The sequence below is a fragment of the Mesorhizobium sp. Cs1299R1N3 genome (assembly GCF_037179625.1).
In the GTDB taxonomy this organism is placed as follows: domain Bacteria; phylum Pseudomonadota; class Alphaproteobacteria; order Rhizobiales; family Rhizobiaceae; genus Mesorhizobium; species Mesorhizobium salmacidum.
Window position 1 is genome coordinate 1 of sequence record NZ_JAPYKQ010000034.1, and the last position, 20,709, is coordinate 20,709.

18 protein-coding genes and 1 pseudogene are annotated in these 20,709 nt (G+C 59.9%); 10 read left to right on the forward strand and 9 right to left on the reverse strand.

All coding sequences use genetic code 11. From position 1 onward, the window contains the following. The first annotated feature begins 264 nt into the window (after window positions 1-264). Both O7B34_RS31300 and O7B34_RS31305 read left to right on the forward strand, forming a co-directional pair. Complete coding sequence (locus O7B34_RS31300) at window positions 265-462, forward strand: hypothetical protein (protein ID WP_337138478.1); 198 nt, start codon at window positions 265-267, stop codon at window positions 460-462. Between the two features lie 2,148 nt (window positions 463-2,610). After that, a complete protein-coding gene (locus tag O7B34_RS31305) occupies window positions 2,611-3,858 on the forward strand; it encodes a hypothetical protein (protein ID WP_337149565.1) in 1,248 nt (415 codons plus the stop codon). 1,916 nt (window positions 3,859-5,774) lie between these two features. Here O7B34_RS31305 and O7B34_RS31310 read toward each other — a convergent pair. Further along, window positions 5,775-5,948, reverse strand: a complete 174-nt coding sequence (locus O7B34_RS31310) for a hypothetical protein (protein WP_337138481.1) — start codon at window positions 5,946-5,948, stop codon at window positions 5,775-5,777. Window positions 5,949-6,825: 877 nt separating this feature from the next. On the opposite strand from O7B34_RS31310, the gene O7B34_RS31315 reads away from it, so the two are divergent. Both O7B34_RS31315 and O7B34_RS31320 read left to right on the forward strand, forming a co-directional pair. Beyond that, window positions 6,826-7,404 carry a DUF6101 family protein gene (locus tag O7B34_RS31315; protein WP_337149566.1) on the forward strand — a complete coding sequence of 193 codons (579 nt, stop codon included), beginning with the start codon at window positions 6,826-6,828 and terminating at the stop codon, window positions 7,402-7,404. 303 nt (window positions 7,405-7,707) lie between these two features. Further along, a complete protein-coding gene (locus tag O7B34_RS31320) occupies window positions 7,708-8,142 on the forward strand; it encodes a hypothetical protein (RefSeq protein ID WP_337138485.1) in 435 nt (144 codons plus the stop codon). 382 nt (window positions 8,143-8,524) lie between these two features. On the opposite strand, the gene O7B34_RS31325 is transcribed toward O7B34_RS31320, so the two are convergent. Beyond that, window positions 8,525-8,830: a hypothetical protein gene (locus tag O7B34_RS31325; RefSeq protein ID WP_337138487.1), complete on the reverse strand. Its 306-nt coding sequence runs from the start codon at window positions 8,828-8,830 to the stop codon at window positions 8,525-8,527. 136 nt (window positions 8,831-8,966) lie between these two features. Between O7B34_RS31325 and O7B34_RS31330 the strand changes: the two genes are divergently transcribed. After that, window positions 8,967-9,293, forward strand: coding sequence for a hypothetical protein (locus tag O7B34_RS31330; protein WP_337149567.1), 327 nt, complete (start codon window positions 8,967-8,969; stop codon window positions 9,291-9,293). A gap of 160 nt (window positions 9,294-9,453) precedes the next feature. Here O7B34_RS31330 and O7B34_RS31335 read toward each other — a convergent pair. Further along, window positions 9,454-10,316 (reverse strand): annotated as a pseudogene (locus O7B34_RS31335) (ATP-dependent DNA ligase). A 273-nt stretch (window positions 10,317-10,589) separates the two neighbouring features. Between O7B34_RS31335 and O7B34_RS31340 the strand changes: the two are divergent. Further along, complete coding sequence (locus O7B34_RS31340; RefSeq protein WP_337138490.1) at window positions 10,590-10,865, forward strand: DUF6894 family protein; 276 nt, start codon at window positions 10,590-10,592, stop codon at window positions 10,863-10,865. An 801-nt stretch (window positions 10,866-11,666) separates the two neighbouring features. Here the strand turns inward: O7B34_RS31340 and O7B34_RS31345 are convergent. Both O7B34_RS31345 and O7B34_RS31350 read right to left on the reverse strand, forming a co-directional pair. Then, window positions 11,667-11,849, reverse strand: coding sequence for a hypothetical protein (locus O7B34_RS31345; RefSeq protein ID WP_337149569.1), 183 nt, complete (start codon window positions 11,847-11,849; stop codon window positions 11,667-11,669). A 92-nt stretch (window positions 11,850-11,941) separates the two neighbouring features. Then, window positions 11,942-12,148, reverse strand: a complete 207-nt coding sequence (locus O7B34_RS31350) for a hypothetical protein (RefSeq protein WP_337149571.1) — start codon at window positions 12,146-12,148, stop codon at window positions 11,942-11,944. 265 nt (window positions 12,149-12,413) lie between these two features. On the opposite strand from O7B34_RS31350, the gene O7B34_RS31355 reads away from it, so the two are divergent. After that, window positions 12,414-13,493, forward strand: coding sequence for a glycosyltransferase family 4 protein (locus O7B34_RS31355; RefSeq protein WP_337149574.1), 1,080 nt, complete (start codon window positions 12,414-12,416; stop codon window positions 13,491-13,493). Between the two features lie 17 nt (window positions 13,494-13,510). Next, on the forward strand, window positions 13,511-15,721 hold the full coding sequence (locus O7B34_RS31360) for an amylo-alpha-1,6-glucosidase (protein WP_337138494.1): 2,211 nt from the start codon (window positions 13,511-13,513) through the stop codon (window positions 15,719-15,721). Here the strand turns inward: O7B34_RS31360 and O7B34_RS31365 are convergent. The 4 genes from O7B34_RS31365 to O7B34_RS31380 form a co-directional block, all read right to left on the reverse strand. Further along, entirely contained in the window at window positions 15,699-16,013 is a 315-nt protein-coding gene (locus O7B34_RS31365; RefSeq protein WP_337149577.1) for a YihY/virulence factor BrkB family protein, read from the reverse strand. The two genes, O7B34_RS31360 and O7B34_RS31365, sit on opposite strands and share 23 nt — an antisense overlap. Then, entirely contained in the window at window positions 15,946-16,371 is a 426-nt protein-coding gene (locus tag O7B34_RS31370) for a YhjD/YihY/BrkB family envelope integrity protein (protein WP_337149580.1), read from the reverse strand. Before O7B34_RS31370 ends, O7B34_RS31365 begins: the two co-directional genes overlap by 68 nt. Before the next feature lie 219 nt (window positions 16,372-16,590). Further along, window positions 16,591-17,694 (reverse strand): flavodoxin family protein, encoded by a 1,104-nt coding sequence (locus tag O7B34_RS31375; RefSeq protein ID WP_337138498.1) that lies wholly within the window; start codon window positions 17,692-17,694, stop codon window positions 16,591-16,593. Window positions 17,695-17,925: 231 nt separating this feature from the next. Beyond that, on the reverse strand, window positions 17,926-18,066 hold the full coding sequence (locus O7B34_RS31380; RefSeq protein WP_337149583.1) for a hypothetical protein: 141 nt from the start codon (window positions 18,064-18,066) through the stop codon (window positions 17,926-17,928). 98 nt (window positions 18,067-18,164) lie between these two features. On the opposite strand from O7B34_RS31380, the gene O7B34_RS31385 reads away from it, so the two are divergent. Both O7B34_RS31385 and O7B34_RS31390 read left to right on the forward strand, forming a co-directional pair. After that, window positions 18,165-18,509, forward strand: a complete 345-nt coding sequence (locus O7B34_RS31385; protein ID WP_337138501.1) for an avidin/streptavidin family protein — start codon at window positions 18,165-18,167, stop codon at window positions 18,507-18,509. A gap of 37 nt (window positions 18,510-18,546) precedes the next feature. Then, window positions 18,547-20,253: a PHP domain-containing protein gene (locus O7B34_RS31390; protein WP_337149586.1), complete on the forward strand. Its 1,707-nt coding sequence runs from the start codon at window positions 18,547-18,549 to the stop codon at window positions 20,251-20,253. Window positions 20,254-20,709 lie beyond the last annotated feature (456 nt).

Sequence of the window (20,709 nt, forward strand, 5' to 3'; positions counted from 1 at the left end):
TTGTAGAACTGCTTCGACAGCTCGTAGTCACTGCAGATGATTGCAATATGATGGATTCCTAGAAGCATCGATCTAACCCCACATGAGCATGGACAAGCCTGACGCCGCAGCTAGGAAGTCAGCCAGCGCTTTAGGATGACAGATAACGAGCCCTGCCCCAAATGAGGCGGAAAGTGGACTGACGGTTCCGGACCACCCTCATGCCCCGGCTGGCATATTTAGTTCCGGAACATTTTAGCTAAATTGAATGTTATAATGATTACAATGATCAAGCTCTCCGATCTTGGCTCATTTGAACCTCACCTCAACGGCAAGATCGCCGACCATGAAAGCGAGTATTTCTACCGCTGCCCCCTGTGCGGCCAGATGGTGGATGAACGGGACACGCGGCAAGTGGTCTGGCATTCTTTCTCGGAGCACAAGCGGCTGATAGTTGATGGTGATGCACCTCACTTGCCATAGGATAACCCGCCAAAAAGGCTCGCTGCCCCAATTGACCAGACGTCGGGCGCAGCTACCAGGCAGCAATATTAGGAGCGAACCGTAATCTCGACAGGCAATGGTGAACGCTGATTTTGCAGCGAAGCCGATGCCCGATCAGCGGAGTGGCGAAAGGCGCGGCAGTGCCGGCCTCCTTGCTCTTGTGAGGCTGCAATTGCCCGATTTTGGCTCCTTTCACGTCCAGCAATCATGGATGTCCTAGGAATAAGCGGTCGAGTGCCGGTTCCCATCAGTCTAGCTCAGCACCAAGCCTGCAACCAACACGACAAACCCGATAGAAAACGGGACCGCCAAAAGCCAACCAGCCTCCAAAGCGCTATTTTCTGGGCGATTCATAAGAGCCTCCTGACGCTGTCCCTTGTAAAGAAGCCCTAGGGAGCCTTTCGGTTCCCCTAATCTTCTCCCTTAGCGGTCGCTAAACCCCATTAGACTCCGCACGCAACGGAAGCATCCTCTCGCCGGGGAGAAGGGACATGGCGAGTGTCCAAGATGATCAGGGCGAAAACCAAGCTGACCGCTGGCGAAGACGCCAGCGCGCGTTGGCAGCCCCCCGCATTGCCATCCCTGTACACACGCAAAAAGATTGTCCACTCACCGTCAGCTTCCTGGCGCCGACGACATGCCCCTCGCCTGGGAAGAATGGGGGAAGCTTTCGAATCGTTACAAGAGGAGCGCGCAAGGGCGCGTCGATATTGATATGACAAGGTGCGCGTCAGGCCGACTTTTTCAAAGCCTGGCTGGACGCCAATTCGGAGGTCGCTTCGGTCCAAGCAGATCTACGCCCAAGAGCTGCTTGATGCGCGCATCGGCTGTGCGCGCAGATCCTGTTGGCGATGTCAAGAGTTTCCGCCTGTTAGCGTTGAACCCTGGGGCCTTCAACTAGCTTTATTCAAGTAGGCGATTTGACGGACCTTCTCAGTGAGTCTCCGTCCGCTGAGCGAGGCTCTCGCCAGCGGAGGGCGGTGACGGAACTCTACGACCCTGAACCGATCCACGAGGCCCGAGGCGCTGGCCAGGGCGATAATCGCCACGGTTGAAAAGCTGACATATAATGGCTGATGCCCGCCCGGCTGCGAATCTTAACGGATCGTTGACCGCGCTGTCCTATTCTGAGACAGCGCGGTCAGATCCCAACCGGACTGCGCAGGCGGCTCCGGCAACCCAGCGACCCATCGCACAGTCGGAGCCGCCACCACACTCCGGAACAAATACCAGCAATGGTTGAATCAACCGTTACTGAAGTTGTTGAAACTAGAATTAACGGCTATTCCGCTCCGCCAGGTGGCGCGCGCGGTCTGAAAAGCGGGGCCATCCGCTGGTAGGAATGGAGCGACGAGAAAATTAGAGCCGAACAGCCCAGGTTGTTTGGGCCGATTGACGCCTTCATTGCCGCCAATCGAACGTCATCCGCCTGGGCGGCAATCCAGAACATCTATGCAATCTCGTCAGGTGAATGGATCCGGTCGTGCGATCTAGGCCGTTCGCAGCGAAGGGCTGGCGCCCTCCTAGTCTCTCTGCTGGCGACGATAACGGTGTCGGTTCCCCTCGCTCTTGCGAACTACCCCTACATCGAGCGGCTGGGCAATGGCTGGGGCGCGGCCATGGGCGCCCGACCGGTTCCTACAAACTCGCCCGCCAAAGCACACCGACAGTCGCGGCCACGTCGGCGTTCGTCGCCGGGTTCTTGAGGCGGACCTGAATATTGGTCCAGCTCACCGACGGAACGTCGGCTGCGCCAGGTCCCCGAGCAGGGAAACCGACACGCTGCGCGGCGTGTCCGACAAGCCATGTGCGATGTTGGCCGCATCGGTGACCGTGCCGGGCTAGTACTTTAGGGGACCTGTGCCGACATTTTTGAGAGGATTCGGAAGTCCCCTACCCTAATTCGGTAGCTTACGACCCCCACCTGCCTTTGGTAGCTTGATGATCTGCCTAAGGGTTCGCCTGGCGTGTTGGCGCGGGGCGCCCGGGTTTACGCCGACTGACGCTACAGCATCTCACCTGCGCGGTCGACGCCATGGAGGATTCGCAATGGATCACGGGCGGAGATCCGACTCGGCTTCCGCGCCCCTCGGCCACTGTCCTGACCGGGTATACACGATCGCTGCCTTGTTTCATGACGACCGTCAACAGCAGGACGACCGCAAACAGTCGAGAGCCGCCCCGCTGCGCCTCATTCCGTTTTGCCTCATGATGTTGCTTGGATGTGCAGCAGTCGGCCTCGCTCCGCCAGCAACGAAACCTCCTGTCGCTCCTACCCAAATCGCGCCGCCGGAGGGCGTACCGTCGGCATCTGCTGCGGCGGAACAAACCCTGGGGTGGGAGCGGTCTTGGGTCGACGCGTTGAGGCGTGGTCTGACCGCCGCTCGAATGGAAAGCGAGGCAACTCGCGCCGAAGCGCTTGCCTCGCAAGTCCGGGCTAAGGGGGAGCATGACCAGGCTGAACGCGAACGCGCAGCCAATGAACAGCGCTTCCTCGCGCTGCACAAGGATATCGATCCACTCAAGACCGGCAGTGCGCATGAGGAAAATCTGCCCCGCGAATCGGCGGCGGCTCGCCAGGAACTGGCTGCCACGCGGCGCGTTACAGAAAACACAAGTGCGCCGTCGCCCGCGGTCGCCGACCCGATGAACCAGCCGCAACCTGCCCTTGAAGCGCAGCGGCAAAAAGCCGAGGGGCTTGCGCGCGACCTGGCGCAGGCGCGCCTGAATGCCGAGGCCGTTGCGGCACGCGATACCGCGGAAAGGTCTCTGGCCGAGGCCAGGCAGACGCTTGAAGGGGAGCGGCGGAAAGTCGGGCTCCTGGAGCGTGATATCGCCGGGGCCCGTCAGTCCATCGAAGCGCTGAAGGCGACCGCGAAGCTGGCAGCAACAACGCAGGCCGGCGCCATTCGGGGCAGCCAGCTTGCTGAAGTTGCTGCAAGGCAGGCTGGCGAGGCGTTCGCACAGGAACGCGAAAGAGCAAACGCGCTGGCGAGTGATCTTGAAACTGCTCGGCGGGAACGCGACGCAGCAAAGGAGGAATTGACCCGGATGTTGAGGGCGTTCAACGAGGCGGCGGATCAGGAGTGCAAAAAAACCATTGACCTGACACGCGACCTCGCTTCGGCCCGCAAGGACATCAACGCCCTCAAGCGCTGGGTTGAGCGCTGCACCTCGCATATCGAAAACGCGGCAAAGGCACCCCCCGCCGATCGCGCAGGCGCACATGCGCCCCGGCGCAGATCGCTTAACCAGGGGCAGCAGGAAGTCGGCAAGGCGGAAGTGCCCAAGTCGCGGGTCGCTCGCCTGACGACGATCACGCTGCCAGACGCGCTGCTTCCCACGCGACCCCCGATTGAGGGGTTCAGTCAATGACAGCGGGGGATGGAGGATTGCGATGAGCAGACACGTCGCGGCCGTTTTATCGATTGTAATCGCGACTCAGCCTGCCATGGCTATTGAGGCAGGAGTTGGTACCAAGGCCGGCAATGTCGGCGTTGGTACCAGTGTGGGCGTCGGCCAGAACGGGGCGTCAACCGGTCTTGGCGCGAGCATCGGTAGCGTCGGGGCCGACGCCGGAGTTTCGGTCGGAACAGGCGACGGCTCAGTAGGCGCAAGTGTTAGAGCCAGCGGCCAACTCAATGGGCAAGGCGCCTCGTCCGAAAGTGCCCCAGCAGGCGCTCCTTCAGGCAATACCCCTGGTCATCCCGCCGCCAGGACCGCCACGACCGCCCCGGCCGCCCCGGCCGCAGGCGTGCCACAATTCCTCCCCCTGCCACGCATCCTCCAGCCTTATGGCGGGGGTGGTCGCTCATCGGCCGTGACGGCAATCGAAGCAATACCGGGCACGCCGAGTGCAATTGTTCGCGCCTGCCGTAAGGCGATTGCGTCGGCCGCCTTCCCGTTCGGCGTCGTGAGTATACATGCGACGAGCGCAGGTTCCGTACACCGTCTGAGCCGAGGCGCGGTCTCGGCCCCGATAGCAGTTCGCATACATTATAAAAGGCAAGGTGGCACCGAGACCCGGCAGGCGCGGATCAGATGTCACCTCGACGCAACGGGTAAAGTGATCAGGCTGACATAGGTGTTCTGCCTTGTGCTTCGCTTGCACCTAGGGCGACAGAGTTCGCCGATATTGAGACCTCAGACCGACGCCCCGGCTTGATGCGCGCCAATGGCCCGAGAAAAATCTCGCCGAACCCTTGAGCTTGGCGGTGAAACTAGGCGTTCCCGATACCGTCAGGCTGGTGACGCCTTATAAATCATTGACGCGGAAGACGTCGCTGATGGACAAGGCCACATAGAAAGCCGCCATCAAGCGGGACGTCTCACCCGCCTGGAAATGGCCCGCAATAGGTCCGCTTCGTCCGTGGTCCCGGCATCGAAAACCTGGAGCACTTCGCTAGCCAAGGATTCCCGCTGTTCCCTGTCTTTTTTGGCTAGACGGCGCTCGCTACACAGCCGATCAAACACCCGCTGGAGCTTGTCCAGATCAGCGTGCCAGTGGACACCACTGTTGCTCGACCAAGGCATTGCCGCCGCCCTCGGCGCGGGTTTGATAAGACACCATTGAGGCAGCAGGAACCCGCTCCAGAACTCTACACGGAGCGGGTTCCTATTCCCGTTCCTGACCATAGCGCGGGCTCAGGCAAGCGCTGCTGCGGCCAATGGAATTGCTGAAAGGATGTTCCCTGCCACGGCGGGAACGCAAGTAACTCTTCCGGATAGCACCACCGCCGAATGGAGGAACGCTTCGGCACGAACAGAGTTGCCGACTGCTGGCGGGCGGCTCCGGCAAACCCAGCCCACCCACTGTCGGGGCCGCCGTGCTCATTAGCTTACGAGCCTATTCAGGCAGGCCGGGATCGTGATGCAGATCGCATCGAGAACCCGTTTGATAGAGACTGTCCACCTCATCTCAATTGAGGGCTTTAGGAGCGGCTTCGCTGATCTAGCCGTTGCTCGGGGGCGAGCCGTCGTCCCTGAGGGGTTCGAGCGGCCGTCGCAACGTCCCGCTCCCGCCGCCCCATTCACGGCAGCGGCGGGCGTCCCTTGGGATGAACCAAGGGTTGCCCGGGGCGGGTGACCCAGGCTGATAGGAGGATGCAATTTCGGTGCCGAGTGAACCGTGCCGCCATGAAACGCCAGCTGGCGGCGCGCTTCTATCTGTGCCCCGGAAGAGGCGCAAATGGTTGTGACCTTTCGCAGCGACATTGCCGAAAGGGTCAAACTTCCGATGGGAAAAAGAGTAAAAGATGATCTTCCTGGGTCCCGGGTGATCGATCCTCCTTTCAAGATGAAGAGCTGTTTTTCTGTTCCTTTTTATTCGTTTGTTGAGCTTCCCGTTGTGCCTTCAAACGAGCCGTCTTTGCCGCGCGCTGAGCCCGCTCCTCATCCTGGAGTTCCTTCGACACCCGGTCTGACTCGGCGCGTACCTTCACCATGTCCCGTACTTTTCGAGCCATCTCGCCACCTCCGCTGCCATAAAGCCGTCAGGCCGGCCTCTGGTTCCGGATCCTCGAGCAAACGCCTGGGATTGCGCCACGCCGTTTAAAGCTTTTGGCAGCTCGCTTGAGCAGCCCCTCAGCGCCCGAGAACCCCCAAACCATTTTAAGTACCGCATACGGCGATCCTAGCCACTCTTTTCGCGCGCTTCCGCTTCGAGCTAGGACCAAATTCCTTGCCGATGCCGACCATGTCCATGACGGTCCGCCCCGACACTGGCGTGCGGCTGGGCGGTGAAGCGGATCGACGCGAAGGAAATCCACTCCCGCTGACGAGGGCTCCAGCGTCCGACCGTTACCTATCGGTCCGATGAACCCTTTCTGACGACATAGTGGTTAGGCTATGCAAAGCCGTGACTGCTTCATCGTATTGTCGGGAGTCGTGATCATCCGCGCGGCGGTATAGTCTAGCCGGCGCCCGGCGGCCCTTGGATGGACGCCGCCAAACACCGTCACCAGACGGCCTGCGGCTCCGCTGAAAGCCGATAAAGCCCACTACTCGGAATCGGCGTGCCACATGTGCGCTGACTGGGTTCAGCCGTGATTGTCGAGTTGCATAGCTCAGCTGACGGCCTTTTTGCCGAAGTTATCAAAAAATTGACATAAATTAGTAATCGCTAATACAGAATACAACCCTATTTTATGTGGCAATAGGACATGTGCTGAGAGTTCGAGCCGGGTACATCCGGTTCGACCTCAATAAGGGGTTGAGATTGCGAAGGCGCGCAGCTGTTGCCGGACTTAAGCCGAAGACGGCGGCGCCGCAGAGGATCGGGGCTCACTCGGGGCATTGCTTGCGTGCTTTGCTTCAGGCCCGTTCTTTCTCTAGGTGCCAGTGATGGACGATGGTGAGCGGGCTCATACTGAACCGGAGACGAGTTCCTGGACCGGCCGCAACAGGCGCCTCGATCCATCCCGCCTGCCGGAGACGGTGAGCTATACCACGCGCGACAACTATGGCGACGTGACCTTCACGCTCAATCAGCGTGGTGTGGTGGTCCGCCGCACGCAGGATTTAAACAGCGTGCCGGCAACCATTGCCCTTCCGGCCAAGGCTTTCCGCGGCGTGGCCGCCTGCGCGATGGAGGATCCGGATGGAAAATTCACAGCGGAGCTCAAGCTTCTGCACAATGATCCGATCCTGATGGTGCCGCTGCTGGTGTCCGACGACCTCGAACTTGTTGCCGCCGACTGGCGTGCCTGGGCCGAGGCCTACCGACTGCCTATGCTTCTGCTTGGCGCCGACGGCATTGCCCGAACGCTTGAGGAAACGCTCGGTCCGAACGTCAACGCGCTCTCACCCCAGCGACCGCAACATGCGCTGCGTCTCGACCAAGCGCCTAGGCTTTCCAAGGCTGGCCTGATGAACAAACTGACGTCGCTGGAGCATATCAGTCGATTGGTGGATCGGAAGTGATGTGACACGTGTCTCGTGCTCATTTGGTCTGCAGGGTCGATCGAGCTAGGGAACGCGTAGTTGTCGATCCTCCTACCGCCTCGAGCGAGTTAGCAAGGCGCTCTTCCCTCGCGAAAAGGGCATATCGCGCAGGGCAACCCCAAGTTCGACATCGCGCCGCGCAGGGCACCCCAGTGGTCAGCGTCACGGGAATCGGTCGGGTTCTACGCAACGTCCGCCGATTGCGCGCGTTCTTCTAACTGGAGAGCGATGGGCGATCTCACTACCACCCTTATCGGCTGAACCCGATTGGAGGCGACTAGCATGTCCAAATTCAAAGATGCCCTTGAACGCGGCAAGGAAGCTCACCATCGGCAAAAGGAGCGTGCGGATGTGGTCGCGCCAACGGCGGATTTCGGGGCAGAAGCCAGGGTTTGGCTAAACGATGTTGTGCTTACATCGTTAGAGGCGGCCAAGGATGAGGTGGCGAGAGATGTGACCATTCAGATAGACACCAAGCCGCACCGGCAAGTCAAAGCGTTAGCGCCCTCTGTTCGGTTTCAAATCTACACGGCGGGAGGATTGGGGAAGGGTGCCAGGAGAACGTTCACGATCAGCGTTCCGATTAGTGGGGAGGTGTCAGTTTCTGCACCCGGCATGGTGGCGGAGGCGGTGGGAAACATAGGGGAAAGATCTGGCGAAAGGTTCCGCAACTGGCTTGCCAAATTGATTGAGGACACCGCCAAGGGGGGCATTTAGCATGATTTTCTAAGCGGCGGGATCGCTGCTGTTGAGGCTGCAAAGGCGGATCAGCCATCCTCCGTCGGGCTGGCGTTCAAAAATGTTGAGCGATGTCCTATTGCCAGTGGCTTGCCCTTCGGAATAGGTGGCCAGACATCATGCTGATTGATGGGGAGGCATGACCGCCACTCCACGCGGGTTCTAACCCTTTCAGTGCCAGAAGAAGCCCAGTCCCGACTTTGCGCCTCCATTCCGTCGTACCGTGCAACCGAGATGGAAGTCGTGCTCGTTCGCGAGTTCGGCGATTAGGACCGTGGCGACAGCTGCACTCCGCCACAAATAGCGCGCTCCATGCAAATTGCCGCGGCGCACGGGCAATGCTTGTTGGGGTGTCTACCAACTACTGGGCGCCGGGCGCCCATTCGGGCAGCGGTGCGAGGCTGCGGTTGAACTGCTTCCACCACATGGACTCATCCATCTCGCAGCAGGCACGAAGCATGGCGTGGGCCTTCTCGAAAGCCTGGGTAGCGAGATTGTCGAACGTCATCTGCGCGTCGTACGGCACGGATACCACCAGTTCCTGACCGGTCTGTGCGCCGCCTTCGTCGACCTGAAGATAGAGCCAAACGATAAAATGCGCGCTGTGGCCGCTCGCATCCGCATTGCCGATCTTGATGCGGTCGATACCTGCTGCGGTGACTTTCATGCTGGCCCTCTTCGTTCGAATTTACAATGAACCGAGAAGTCCTCAGCAACTAACAAGGTTCCGTAACTGTTGTTCCTATGGTGAAGTATTGATGAAGAGCTGTTAGGTCGTGGATCCATAGATCGGGGAAGCGGGCATGAGCGCTCCAGCCCTGCAGGCGAACCCTGCAAACCATGTTGTCATCATTGAATTGGGTGAGAACGATTGCGCTTATATCGACATCGATCACACGCGAGCGAACCTCGATCAGATGCTGAATATCCTCGCCCCCAGGCGCGTTCCAGTGCTGGAACCGCGGCTTATGGCTATTGCTCGTCTACCCTCGCTGCTGGGTACGGGGCCGACTAGTTGTCGCCCGACCGGCAACAGACGTGGCGGCGCCGACAGACAAATCGCGCGGCGGAATGAAGGGATGATTGAATTTCTCGATATGGGATGCACCACCGATCGGCTGACCCCTTAGTTCGTTCGGATGCTTTGTACGAGTTGCCTTAAAGAGCGCATAAACCCTTAGCCGGCGAGACGACGCGGCCCCCCGCTAATCTCGTCGGTTAGGCTCGGCGTCCTGGCAACCTCTCCTTCTTGGATGCCAAGCCGGCATGCGCTACCTGGGCAAGCGCTGGCTATTGCTTATCCCGGAAATCGAGCAGCTTGGCGTGGCGGAGCTTCTCCTCGCCCTTCAGGAACCGCACGCGGCCAACGAGACCGGGTTTCAGCCACTCCGCCTTGTCGCTCTTGAGCCCTTTCGGGGCCGGCCCGCCCACCTTCCCCTGCACCCGGTCCCATAGGCGCTGGCGCTTGTCGGCCTTGAAAGTGACGAAGGCGCCGCCGGCGTAACGGCCCTTGTCAGCCATGAGCACCATGGCCGGCTTGCCGGCCTCTCGCTGCACGCCAGTGATGTCCATCTCCTTTTCGGCATAGCACTTGATCTTGCGCCAGGTCATCGTCGGGCCGCTGCGATAGACGCTGTCCTTGCGCTTCGACACCATGCCTTCAAGGCCGGCCTGGTCCACCAGGTGATAGACGGCGCGCCCGTGCCCGGCATCGCTTCGCTGAACTGGATTCGCCCGCCGGCCGGAAGCAACTCCTGCAGGATCTCGCGACGGTCTTCTATCGGCATATTGCGCAGATCGTGTCCCTTGAGGTGGAGCAGGTCGAACGCGACCAGATACAGGTCACGCGAGGGCTTGCGGCTGGTGACGGCTGATTGCAGCACGTGGAAGTCGGACAGTCCCGCCTCGTTAATCGTAATCGCCTCGCCATCGATGATGAAGCTTTCCGCCTCGATCGCCGCGGCTTCCCCGGCGAGTTGGATGTAGCGGCCCGTCCAGTCGTAGCCGTTCTTGGTGATCAGCCTAATCCCGTCTTCGTCCTTGATAACCTGGGTTCGGTAGCCGTCGAATTTGATCTCATGGAGCCAGTCATCGCCCTGCGGTGGCGTGTCGACCAGTTCCGGCTCCATCGGCTTGATGAATTTCAGACGCATGCACCGACTCGCGAGGCACGCGATTCAATCAGCTTTAGCTAAAATAGTTCCGGAACTGCAAACTGGACGCGCGATGCAACAGAGAGCTCGCCGCCCCCCTCGTACTAAACGACGTTGAATCCCTTTGGGCCTAGGAGAATTGAAATCGTAATGTTATGATTTTGCCGGGTTCGAGCGCGCTGACACTGACTTGGTGGATTGGATTAGGCGCTAACCACCCGCATACAGCTTAAGGTCGAAGGAACAAACGGCACACCTTTTGGTTGGACGCCCATGACGCTCTTTTATTTCGACGTCGATGACAACGGAACCATCTTCCACGACGATGAAGGCACAGAGTGTCCGGACGTTGCCGCCGTCAGATATGAAGCGACTATGGCTCTCGCAGAGATGACGAAGGATGCGCTTCCAAACGGCGATCACCACGAGATGGTGATTGTCGTGCGCGATGACGGCGGCGATTTGGTCTTGCGAGCGAGCATCGTTTTCAACGTCGAGGCGGAACGGGCCTCATCTCCATCGCGATCTTCCCCAGATAGTCACGCCTGACCCAGTAGCTCGTGTGACCGTCGTCCTGTCTTGCCACCGCGCGGCTGACCTGTGGGTTGCCTGGCGGGCGCGACAGGCTGAACGGCATCATGGAAAGTATCCCAATTGAGGGTTAGATTTAGGAGCCGCTTCGCTGATCTGGCCGTGGCTGGGGGGCTGTCGTCTCTGGACGGTTGGGAGCCTCCCGGCCTACGCCGCCGGACCGTCTGGACGACGCAAAAAGCCGCCGGCCGTCAGCGGGCAAGGTTCCATTCTGGAATCGCTGTAATCAAGTCAACGAATGGCCACAGCGTTGGTTGCGGAGGGATTGACCATACAGACGGCGAAGCTAAGTGCTGAACTGTCGTGCGCTGGAGTCGTTCGTGCCCTCTGCTCGCCTTATCCTGGAATACCTTGCTTGCCATTTTGGCCATGATCGCATTGGCGATATGGCTCCTGGTCCGCAATTGGACAACCGATATTATGAGCTGATCCGCTCAGCATAGGTCACGGGGGTCCTTATAACCCGCCGCCCCATTCACGGCAGCGGCGGGCGTCCCGAGGTCCCTAGGATGGATCAAGGGACTTGCCCGGGGCGGGTGACCCAGGCTCAGGAGCTAGGCCGCGGCAGTAGGCGGCCTGTTCCCGAACCTTTATGCTCGGCACATGTTCCAGGGACCAAAAACGGCCCGCCGAAGGATTCACAGCGAATCCGTTTCGATCTATGCTTTAAGGTTGGAACACGCGCTTGACGATCTCGCTCGCAGTCTGAAAGCCCCGCAAACCAGCCTGCGGGACCGCTACGGCGCGTTCGCCCTTCAGCTACTCATCAATGTCGCCTTTGGCCTCGCCATTGGCTTGGGAATCTCTGTAGGCCGTGCGCTCGCCGGTTAGGTCGGCCCGCCTTGCCATGCTTATTTGGTATTCGAGATAGCGTACCGAAGGGTTATTTGCGCCGTTTCCAATATAAGCCCACGATAAGCTCGCCGGGAGGATTTCCGGCATGACCCGGCTGCCGTAAGGTCCCCCAAGACCCCCCGTGGCAGCCGGGTCGCCTCTTCATGGCCGCAACGTCGATCGGTTCAGCGAGACCTCCCCTATGCCTGGCTATCGTCCGGCTCTCCGGTTATCTGGCTAACCGCCACTTCCGAAAGTTTGTGGTCCGCCAGCTGTTGAATGAACCATCGGGCATGCTCGCCCCATTCGGCAGGCGAGACATTGTTTTCGCGGACAGACTTCATGAACGCCTCGCGAAGCGCGTCGAGATCGAAGATGGAAGCGGGCTGGCTGTCCTTACCTGGCATATCCTCAAGGCCAAACGTGATCCTTCTTCAACAGCCTGCTAGGGATGAAAAGAGCAGGGAGAGTTATTTGGTTAGCGGTTGCCGGTCCTAGTTTAGCCGCAGCCCTGACGTTCCACATAACCGCTTTGCCTACCCGCGAGCATTTGTCCGCCGGCAAGACAGGCGCGCTCAGCGGCGGAACAATCTGGATTCTGCGGTGTTTGGTTCTCGGAATGCCGGAAGCGGGTGCACCGAATTGGGTGAACGATATAAGTGGACCGGATCGATGAGGGTTGCCCAAGTCGCACCGTTAACAGAAAGCGTTCCCCCAAAACTCTATGGTGGTACCGAGCGGATCGTGTCGTACCTTGCCGAGGAGCTTGTCCGTCGTGGTCATGAGGTCACGCTTTTCGCAAGTGGAGATTCGCATACCGCAGCGGAGCTCATAAAATGCTGCGACCGGGCCTTGAGGCTTGATCCGACCGTTCTGGATCCCATTCCTCATCACATTGTAATGCTCGATCGCGTTCGGCGGGTTGCCGACGAGTTTGACGTTGTTCATTTTCACACTGATCTGCTGCAGTTCCCACTGCTCAACACCCTCCAAACTCCTGCGCTCACGACCCTTCATGGACGACTTGATCTTCCTGACCTGCATCCGTTCTATCAAAGCTTTTCCGACGTGCCGCTGGTATCGATCTCGGATGAACAACGTCGCCCGATGCCGCCCGTCAATTGGGTCGGGACAGTCTATAACGGGCTGCCGCGCGATCTACTGCCGGTGACGACGCATCCCTCGGGTGATTATCTGGCGTTTCTCGGCCGTATTTCTCCGGAAAAAGGTCCAGAGACAGCGATCGAGATCGCCACGCGCGCTGGCATGACATTGAAGATCGCGGCCAAAATCGACAAGCAGGACAGGCTATTTTGGGAGAGCGTAATCTCACCCATGATCGCCACGCATCCCAACGTGGAATTCCTCGGCGAAATAGATGAACATCACAAGGCCCATTTCCTCGGCAACGCTCGGGCACTGCTTTTCCCTATAAACTGGCCCGAACCCTTTGGGTTGGTGATGATCGAAGCCATGGCATGCGGTACCCCCGTAATCGCGTTTGATCGAGGCGCAGTGCCCGAGGTGATTGACCATGGCGTCTCGGGATTTGTCGTAAAAACTGTCGACGAGGGAATTGAGGCGATAAAGTCAGTCGGCAATTTGGATCGGCAACGGATCCGGGCTATTTTCGAAGAACGGTTCTCGGCCGAGCGTATGGCAACCGACTATGTGTCGATTTATGATCGCCTTGTCGCACTATCGTCAGGCGGTGTGACGGCTCTCGCCAGGGGCGCTCAACTGTCAGCTTGAAGCTAGAGGTCTCAGCGATGCAATCCGTGAGTGCTGAAGCGATCTCCCATGCACCTTTTCCCGGGGGGGCTGGCGTTACGCATCTTGCCCAGCTCTTCGTCCCCTCACTGCAGGAGCGCCGGCCCCGAACACTCAAGCATGACGATATTTTCGGCGTTTTCGACCGTAACGGCGACGTCCTCTCCGGACCTGGTAGCCCAGACGGGATTTACTATCGCGACACACGCTATCTTTCGCATCTTGGTCTGACGGTCAATGGCGCCAGGCCTATGCTGCTCAGTTCGACATTGCGCGACGACAATGCGACCTTGACTTGCGATTTAACCAATCCAGACATTTTCGATGCTGAAGGCGTTCGTGTGCTGAAGCACGACTTGATTCATCTCCGGCGGACGCGACTACTGTGGGACGCCCGATGTTTCGAGCGGCTGGCTGTACGAAATTTCGATGAAGTTCCGCATCGTCTCCAGCTTGAACTGGTTTTCGCATCCGACTTTGCGGATCTGTTCGAAGTCCGGGGCACGCCGCGCCCCCAGCGCGGACAGGATTGTCAGCCGGACGTGGCCGGTAACCGGGTCGCGCTTGCTTACGTGGGCTTGGATGGCGTGCGGCGCACTACCATTTTGTCCTTCGATCCCGAGCCGGCGACGCTCACCGGTGAACAGGCGACCTTCGTGATCGAACTTGCACCTCACGAGACACGTTCGCTCTTCCTTCATGTCGGCTGTGACAACGAGGAAATCGGCGACCCGTCGCCTCGCCGGACCTTTTTCATTGCACTTCGCGATGCGCGGCGGGCGCTGCGCTATTCCACATCAAAGGCCGCCGCCATAACAACCTCCAACGAAATCTTTGATGAGGCGGTGCACCGAAGTGTGGCGGACCTCTACATGCTGATCACACAAACGCCTGAGGGACCCTATCCGTATGCTGGCATTCCATGGTTCAGCACCGTGTTCGGGCGCGACGCTCTCATTACTGCCATGGAGATGCTTTGGCTCGACCCGTCGATAGCACGCGGCGTGCTCCTTTATCTCGCAGCCAATCAGGCAACCGCCGTCGATCATGTGTCGGACGCGGAACCTGGCAAAATCCTTCATGAAGTGCGGCATGGCGAAATGGCGATGCTTCAGGAGGTGCCGTTCCGCCGATATTATGGCAGCGTCGACTCAACGCCCCTCTTTATCATGTTGGCAGGTGCCTATCTGGAGAGGACAAGCGATCTCGACACGTTGCAGCGTCTGATGCCCAATATCGAAGCTGCTCTCGCCTGGATCGACGATTACGGTGACCGCGACAAAGACGGCTTCGTTGAGTACCAGCGATTGACGCCCGATGGTTTGGCAAACCAGGGTTGGAAGGACAGTAGCGATTCTGTTTTTCACGCGGATGGAACGCTTGCGAAGGGAGCGATCGCACTCGCCGAGGTGCAGGCGTACGTTTACGGAGCGTGGTGCGCGGCCGCTGCGATCTCTCGTCGGCTCGGCAATTCGGCCCGAGCCAACAAGCTCGAAGCCAAGGCATCAGACCTCCGCGACCGCTTCGACATCTGCTTTTTCGACGAGCAACTCGGAACGTATGTGCTTGCGCTCGACGGAGACAAGCGCCCCTGCAGGGTGCGTTCGTCAAATGCCGGTCATACACTTTTCACCGGTCTCGCGCGTGCCGAGCGAGCAAAGCGTGTAGTGCAGAGTCTCACGGAGCGCGCCTTCTTTACGGGCTGGGGTATCAGAACCGTCGCTGCGACAGAGGCCCGCTACAATCCAATGAGCTATCATAATGGCTCTGTCTGGCCGCATGATAACGCGCTTATCGCCGCCGGCTTCGCTCGCTATGGCTTCCGACATGAAGCTGCTAGGATATTCGAAGGTCTGTTCGCCGCCTCGACATATCTTGATCTGCGCCGCTTGCCAGAACTATTCTGCGGCTTCCCGCGCCAAAGTGCCCAAGCACCGACCTTCTATCCGGTCGCATGCAATCCCCAGGCGTGGGCGGCCGCCGCGCCCTTGCTTTTCGTCCAAGCTTGCCTCGGCCTCGAGTTCGATCCGAAATCGCAGTTTGTCGTTTTTGACGCCCCTGTCTTGCCGAGATTCCTGGACCAAATCGTCCTGAGGCGGCTTTCTCTGGGTGCCGCGTCGGTGGACGTGGCGCTCCGTCGTACCGGGTCCCAGGTGGTCGTGGACGTTCTCGGCCGCACTGGATCGATCAGAGTCGTGGCGAAGAGCTGACCAGCCGGCATCTCATCAGGCTGGCTGGGTCTCCGCCGGCACTGTCCGGATGGGCTCGATCGTAACCGAAGATTTGCGCCGAATAATAGACCCAGACCAGCACCACCATCAGCGCGCCGGCCGCGCCATAGGAGGTGGCGATGGCGCTGGTGCCGATGTACCAGCCGATCAGCGACTTGCCGATGGTGAACAGCAGCGCCGTGACCACCGCTCCGATCGCGACATCACGCCATTTGAGCCTGCGGTCGGGCAGGACTTTGTAGATCGCGGCGAAGAGCAGCGCTATCAGCACGAAGGAGACGACCGTGTTGATGGCGCTGACGATGAATTTCTCCGAACGGCAGGCTGCGGTTGATCAACTCGCCGAGCGCGGCGATCGCCGTGCTCGCCGCGAGCGACACCAGGAGCAGGAAGCCGAGCGCGGCCACAAGACCGAGACTCGCCGCCCTCGCCCGCACCAGCCGCGATAGCGACACGCCGTCGGGCTTCACCTTCCAGATCTTATTGAGCGACTGCTGCATCTCGCCGAAGACGCCGGACGCGGTGACGAAGAGCGTCACCAGCCCGATGAGGGTGGCCAAAGTGCCCGACCAGCGGTGCGACGCGGTTTCGATCGTGGCCTTGAGAAGGTCGGCGCTCTGCGGGCCCATGACGCCGGATATCTCGGCCGACAGCGCCAGCTGGGCGGCAGTTGCCGATGACGATACCGGCGATCGCCACGACGATCAGAAGGATCGGGGCCAGCGAGGTGGTGACGTAAAAGGCCATCGCCGCGCCATGGCTCAGCGCATTGTCGTTGATATAGCCGGTGACGCTTTCCTTCAGGATCGTCCAAGCTTCGTCGGCCCAGCGCGGCATCTTTTCCTCACTTATTTCGGACGTGGATCCTCGAGACCGGCACCGATCGCAGGGAACTCCCCTGCCCGGCGCTTCCCGACCGCTTCGGCGAGCGCCAGCGCGGCGTTCGTCACTTCGGCCTGGACAGCCTTGTCGGCGTCGAGCTCCTCATGGCTGGTCGCATAGGGCTTCCAGTAACCGATATAGCGGTCGAGCTCGCCAAGCTCTCCGATCGGATCGAGCTTCATAGAACGCAGCCAGTCGGCAAGCGCGTACCGCACGTTTGCCGCGCCTTCCGTGTCGCCATGCACGACGACCGAGAAAAGCCGGCCGGCGAGATGGCGCGGATACTCCCAACCGGCAAGCTCAGCTTTCTTGGCAAGGGCAGCATCTTTGCCCTGCGTCAGGGTCGGGTCGGGATTGCCGCCATCGGCGCAGACGAGGCGGTCCATCATCAGCTTGATCGGCGATGAGGTTTGATACCAGTTGACAGGCGTCACGATCATCACGCCATGCGCCTCGACCCAGAGCGGATAGATGTCGTTCATCCAGTCCTGCACTTGGCCCAGCGAATGGTTCGGGTAGCAGGAGCACGGCCAGTGGCAGAGTGCCGCCGCCGTCGAGAAGCACGCCTTGCAGGGATAGATCTTGCGACCGTATTCGGAGGCCAGCCGCGAGAGGTCAAGCACCTCGACCGAGAAGCGGGGCTTTTGCGCGATGGCATCGCGCGCCAGCTCGACCAGCCGAAAGCTTTTCGACATCTCGCCCGGGCAGGTGTGCTCGCTGCGCGACGAGCCGTTGATGATCAGGACGCGCGAGGGCGCGGCTTTGTCTTCGTGGCGCCGCTGTGCCGCCTCGACCGCCTCATGGGCGGCGATCCATTCGACCGACAGATCGTAATCGGGATCATGGAAGCCCTCTCCGGCCTTACGGGTAACGGGGCTCTTGCGTTCCTCGCTATAGGCCTGCCAGGCGATCTCAGCCAACCTACCAAGGGATTCGGCCTCCCCCTCGAAGGCTGGATCGTAGAACAGTTTCCTGTAGCGCTGCTTGAATTCCGCCTCGCCGAGGCGCGGGCTGGGCATCCCTTTGCGCGGTTCAATGTCGGCTTTGTCGGATCGCGTCTGCTCTGCCATTTTCTACCCGAGCCCATACGCAGCGGGCTGGGCGGCCCGCGAATGACAATTCGGCGCGCGACGATTGGTTCCGGTTGAGAAAAAGGCCCGCCCGGTGCGTAGAGACGGGGCCGGCAAGCATCGGGCCGTGGGAGCCCAAAGACCGCAGGTCAGAAGGTGTGGTGACCCGCCCCCCAAAACCCAACCGGCAGGACGCGATGAGTTCCGGGCGGGGCGGTCCCCGCCGGCCGCTTACTTCAACGTCTGCGGTGGCACCTCGCCCGGCTTGATCACCGGCATGTCGCTGCCGGTCGGCGGCGGCGCCATAGCGTTCTGGTCGCCAGTCGGCGGCGGCTTCAGCACGCCGCCGCAATCGCCGAGCTGCTTCGACAATTCGTCCGTGGCGGCCTCTGGCTTCTGCTTTTGCTGCTGGTCGTTGGCGTTGGGCTTGGCCTGGCAGTTCTGCGCTTGCGGGTCCTTTGGCTGGGCGGATGTCTTGGGTTGGCATATGGCGCAATCAGTATGGGTCTGTCCTCGACATCACCGGCGAGGACGGCGGCCGGATTCAAGGCACGTTTCGTACGGCGCTCGAAGACAGCAGCTTCTATGGACAGACCGTGCCGATATTCGGCATCGCGCATGGCGACGTGATTGGAATAACCGCCGCCAGCGAGGGTACGGCCAGCCCCGCCGCGGTGAGCTACACCGGCAAGCTGGTGATGTCACCGCTGCCGCCGAAGGGAGCGCAAAGGCGACGAGTGACTATCTGCCCCCTCGCGCCGTCTTTGCGGACTATTGAGATTTTCCGCACGTTCGCCTCACGAACCTTGACCTGATTGGAACCTGCGAAGGTTGGCCCCGTTTGCCTCGACCATGGCAAAAACCGATACGCGGACAGTCGCCAGCCTCCTAAGGGAATACGGACATCGCACGGCGCTGCGCGGGGACAACCCCTATCGCACCAAAGCATATCTGCACGCGGCTGACAGTCTGGCTGCGTTGTCGCAGCCGCTCGACCGCATCATCGCCGCCGGCGCCCTCATCAGGATCCCGGGGATCGGTAACGCGATCGCAGATATTGTGCGCAAACTCTATGAAACGGGTACGCATCCACGCCTTGAGAAGCTGCGCGAGGAGGTGCCGGCGGGTGTGATGGAGCTTTTCACCGTACCAGGGCTTCGGCCCGACAAGATACTGAAGCTTCATCAGGCGCTCGGCGTGAACTCGTTGGCTGAGCTCGAAGCCGCCGCAAAGGCAGATCGCATCCGGCCAGTCAAAGGCCTCGGTGCTTCGCTTCAGACAAAAATTCTGCAGAACCTCACTATCGCGCGAAGCGGCGAAGCACAGCTTCACCTGCACAAGGCCGCCGCTCTCCTTCAGCATGCGATCCTATCGGTGAAGCAAGAGCATCCAGAGTTTTCGCGCGTGGAAATCGCCGGCGATTTTCGGCGCGGTTGCGAACTTGTTGCCGACCTCGCGCTGGTAGCGCTGGGGAATAAGCCGACCGAAATCGAGCAGTCCACCCTCAGGCTTGTCGTCACGAACAATAAGCACTTTGGCGCCAGCCTCCTCCAAGCAACCGGTTCGGCGGACCATCTTGAGCAGTTGACGATGTACGCGGCCGAGAGAGGGTTCGCCCTCAAACCCGATGGGCTCTACCGCGGCAGAAAGCTGATCGCGGCAGCGACAGAGGTGGAAATTTACGAAGCGTTGGACCTGCAATTTATTGAACCTGAATTGCGCGAAGGCAGGGACGAGATTGAGCGGGCAGCGAGGCGGCAACTCCCTACCCTCGTCCGGGATGAAGATCTGCATGGCATCCTGCATTCTCACACGACCGCATCCGATGGCACCGAAACGCTTGAGGCAATGGCTGAAGCGACCCGCAAGCGTGGGTTTGAATACTATGGTGTCGCCGACCATTCGCAGTCTGCCCACTACGCGGGCGGGCTCACGCTGCGAGATATTGCTGAACAGCACCGCGAAGCGGATCGGCTGAACACGAAGTACGGTGGTAAATTTCGTGTCCTGAAGGGCATCGAGGCAGACATCCTGGCGGACGGCTCGCTTGATTATCCGGACGACGTCTTGAAGCAGTTTGATTTCGTTGTCGCGAGCGTGCACAGCCGCTTCCAGTTGCCCAAGAAAGAGCAGACGGACCGTATCATTGCGGCAATCGCGAATCCCCTCACGACAATCATCGGGCACATGACCGGTCGCCAGTTGTTGCGTCGTCCCGGCTATGAGCTAGACGTCGAAGAAGTCCTCAGAGCGTGCGCGAGATATAACGTCGCTGTTGAGATCAATGCGCATCCGTGGCGCCTCGATCTCGATTGGCGGTGGCATCAGAAGGCACTCGACTATGGCTGCATCTTCAGCATCAATCCGGACGCGCATTCAATCCGCGAACTCGACCACATGCATTGGGGGGTCGAGATGGCACGCAAAGGGGGCGTCCCCAGAGAGCGGGTTCTCAATGCCATGGGATTGGCCGCTCTGCTTACATACCTTTCAAAGCGCAACTGCGGTTCAAAGATCGGCGGCAAGCGCCGCTCGCCCGGGCGGAAAGCTGCCGCCTGAGGGGCCGCAAACAGGAACGTCCTCGGGCCTCACAAAGGTTAGCCGAGAGTTTGTAAAAGCGTTCTGCTCTCAGCGTCTAGCCGCCGTGTTACGTCTTGGATCCGAGGAACTAACTTTTACCGTGGACCAAGTTTGGGATCGTCTTGGTTGAGATAAGGACCATGCAAAGTCGAAGGATCGTCAAGGCCGCGCTTATCAATCAGATCGACTCGGTTCGGCTCAGCGTTTCATTGCTACAGGTAGAGCTATGCACCGACTCCGAGCCGAACCGGAAGTCCTGGCGTTCCGGATATGAGCTGGACGCCAAAACGGCGCATCTGCCAGGAGACAGTACTGGCTAACTAACCATCAGGGCCAATTCAGGGTCGCCCTCGGATCCAAATTTGAGAGCCATGTTTCGGCGGCGCCGCTCGAAAGCCGTCCAGAAAGCATGCCGCCGACCGGCCAAGGGATCGC